General features: G+C 58.2%; 2 protein-coding genes and 1 pseudogene. All 3 read right to left on the reverse strand.

Translation table 11 applies throughout. The features are described 5' to 3' along the window. Positions 1–1,148, reverse strand: a pseudogene (locus HK20_RS13325) (pilus assembly protein PilN); the annotation flags it as partial. Next, a complete protein-coding gene (locus tag HK20_RS12655) occupies positions 1,145–1,963 on the reverse strand; it encodes a toxin co-regulated pilus biosynthesis Q family protein (protein WP_086647389.1) in 819 nt (272 codons plus the stop codon). The gene HK20_RS12655 and the pseudogene HK20_RS13325, both read right to left, overlap by 4 nt. Continuing rightward, the coding region (locus tag HK20_RS12660) for a TrbG/VirB9 family P-type conjugative transfer protein (RefSeq protein ID WP_158093075.1) at positions 1,960–2,562 on the reverse strand (603 nt) is incomplete at its 5' end. The genes HK20_RS12660 and HK20_RS12655, both read right to left, overlap by 4 nt.

Genomic DNA, 2,562 nt, shown 5'->3' on the forward strand with positions numbered 1-2,562 from the left:
AACGAAAATGGCGTATCCGAGGTCTGGAGCTGCGGCATGGTGGCAGGCGTGGATGTGATGCCGAGCAGGCCTCCATGGGAGGAGAAAGACAGTGTCGGGCTGAACCCGTAGTTGCTCTCGCGGGTAATCTTGACAGTATAGACATGCACTTCGACAGCGACCTGCTTGAGCATGTCGTCACGCAGTCCCTGAACCCAGTCTTCCACGCGCGCAATCTGGTCTGGTGTCCCAGTGACCGAAACAGTTCCCAGTCCTTCATCTGCGATGACATGAGCATCGCCAGCAATGACCGCTGCGGTTTTCTGGATCGTCTGCCAGCGGTTTGTTTTACTGTGTGCGACGATGGAAGCCATGCCGGACGACTGACCTGAGGATCCGCCGCTACCGTTCATGCCACCACCGGACATTCCCCCGGACATCATGGCGCTGCCGCCACCCATTCCCATGCCCATACCGGACGAGCCGCTACCACCCCCAGTGTAGGCAACGATTGAGGAGTCAGACGTCGAGTCCCCGGAAAATGCAGGGATTGACCACGTCTTTGTCAGCGTGCGGTAAAATTCAACCTGCCCGTTGGTCCAGCGTTGCCACACACCAAAGCGAGTGGCGAGTGTCTGGAAAACACCTTCACGGGTGCCCTGATACTGGAGCCAGTTCCCAACACCTGACCAGTTTTCATTGCTGGATGGTTTGCTTTCAAAGCGCGGGGCCGAGCGGTTTTGCCCGGCATCACTGTCAGACCGGGAAGTTCCTCCCGACGCGGCCGGTGGTGGTGGCAGATCTGCTGCACTGTAACTGGAGCCGCCGCCGGAAGAAGCAAAGTCCATTTCGGCATCGGGCATGACACTGACGGGAATATGCGTCACGCGCCCGGCGATGATGGCGGCGTCACGCAATGACACTGGTCGTGAAAGGGTAATCCCTGCGGGGTGCAGGAGAATTTCCGGGATTTTCTCGGACTCATGGACGCTTTCTCCAAGCAGCCATGGTTTGTCCGACACCGTTACGACGGGGTTTTGGGGAATTTTATAGTTTTTGTCCGCTGTTTCGGCATCCCGTTCGACCTTCTGTACGGCCTTGAAATCTGCACATCCGCTCAGCAGCGTCACGCATGATGCGGTGGTCAGGAGTGTAGGAAGAAGTTTCATTCGCCGCGCCCCCCGGGGCTGGTGACGACCAGAGTGTGATTGGGCGTATGGAAGTCGGCGTGAATGCTTTTGCCTTCGTCCGATATGGTGTGGATGATGTCTGTCATGACCTTCTGATAGTCCCCGCTGTATGTGGTCATTGCTGGCACCATCCAGTTCAGATCGTGGGGCCAGAACACTTTCCAGCCTGCGCGGTCACCCCATGCGACCATCTGCTCGCGGATGGGCTGACCCTCGACGAGTGTCCATTCTTCGGCCGGTGGTTTGACGATGGCGGGAACGGCCGCCCGTGTGGGCTGTGGCGCAACTGGTGTTGTCTTGAGGGGTATCTGACGGGCTTGCTCGATATTGGGGATTTTCAGAACGAGGCTCTGCCCGTTGTGAATTGTGCAACTGCCAGCCCGTTGCAGGGCGCCGTCTTCTGTATGTCCGTACAGGCAGGTTGCCTGCGCATCATCGGTGTCCAGTTCGAGCAGGAGGTTCTGGCCGACGGGGCTGACTGCATAACGGACACTATGCGCACCGGGATACGCCATACCGTCAGGAGAGAGGGCAAAGCCCCGTTCTCGCAAGGTGTCCATCAGCAGCACGGCCGTATGGTTGGGATCAGGCCCTTCATATGGGGCAAGCTGAATGATGCTGTTGGGTGCATCCATGCTGTTGGCGAGGATGTCCGCGATAAAGACAGTCAGTGCCGAGGCATCCCTGAAGGTCGCACCCGAGACATGCGAGGTCGTCGATGGTGCGTTCTGAGCACATCCTGTGAGCCCGACGAGCAGAATACCCGTTGCGGCGTGGCGGGTGAGGCGGGTCACTCCGTTCCTCCATGTGTTATGTGGATTTGAGGAGAACCCGCTTCGTTACCAACCAGCAGTGCGTCATCGACGGCACGGGGGATAACGTAAGAGTCTCCAATGATGGTATAATCCTGAGTAGTCTTGCCACCAGGCGACACGACAACGAGCCGGGGGGCGGCATTGATTCCGCCGGGTGGAAATTGAATGAAGGTTTTCCCACCTTCACGGTAGACACGCATGGGCTTCCACGGAGCGTCGCCCGTCATCTGGTAAGCAAAGTCTGGCGTGCCTGTAATCCCGGAGCGCTGTGCAATATCGGGCTGGCTCAGAGGTTCGCCGGGGGCATGTGTGAACGCGATGGTTCTCATGCTGTCTCCGCGGGTGTCCAGAACCACCTTGTAAGTATGCTGACTGCCATTGAGGGTCAGGGTCGTCCGTGAAGCCCTTGCGCCGGGATCGATTGCGACGGCCCAACCCTGATGGATACCTTTGCCCCCGCGAACCAGATCGGCATGCCAGTTGGACGCATCTTCTACCGTGAGGTCAGAGCTCAGGGCGGTTTCGCTACGATCCAGTCGCAGGATGCAGATATCTGGATAGTGACAGTTTATTGTGGG

The sequence above is a fragment of the Acetobacter sp. DsW_54 genome, assembly GCF_002153575.1.
In the GTDB taxonomy this organism is placed as follows: Bacteria; Pseudomonadota; Alphaproteobacteria; order Acetobacterales; family Acetobacteraceae; genus Acetobacter; species Acetobacter fabarum.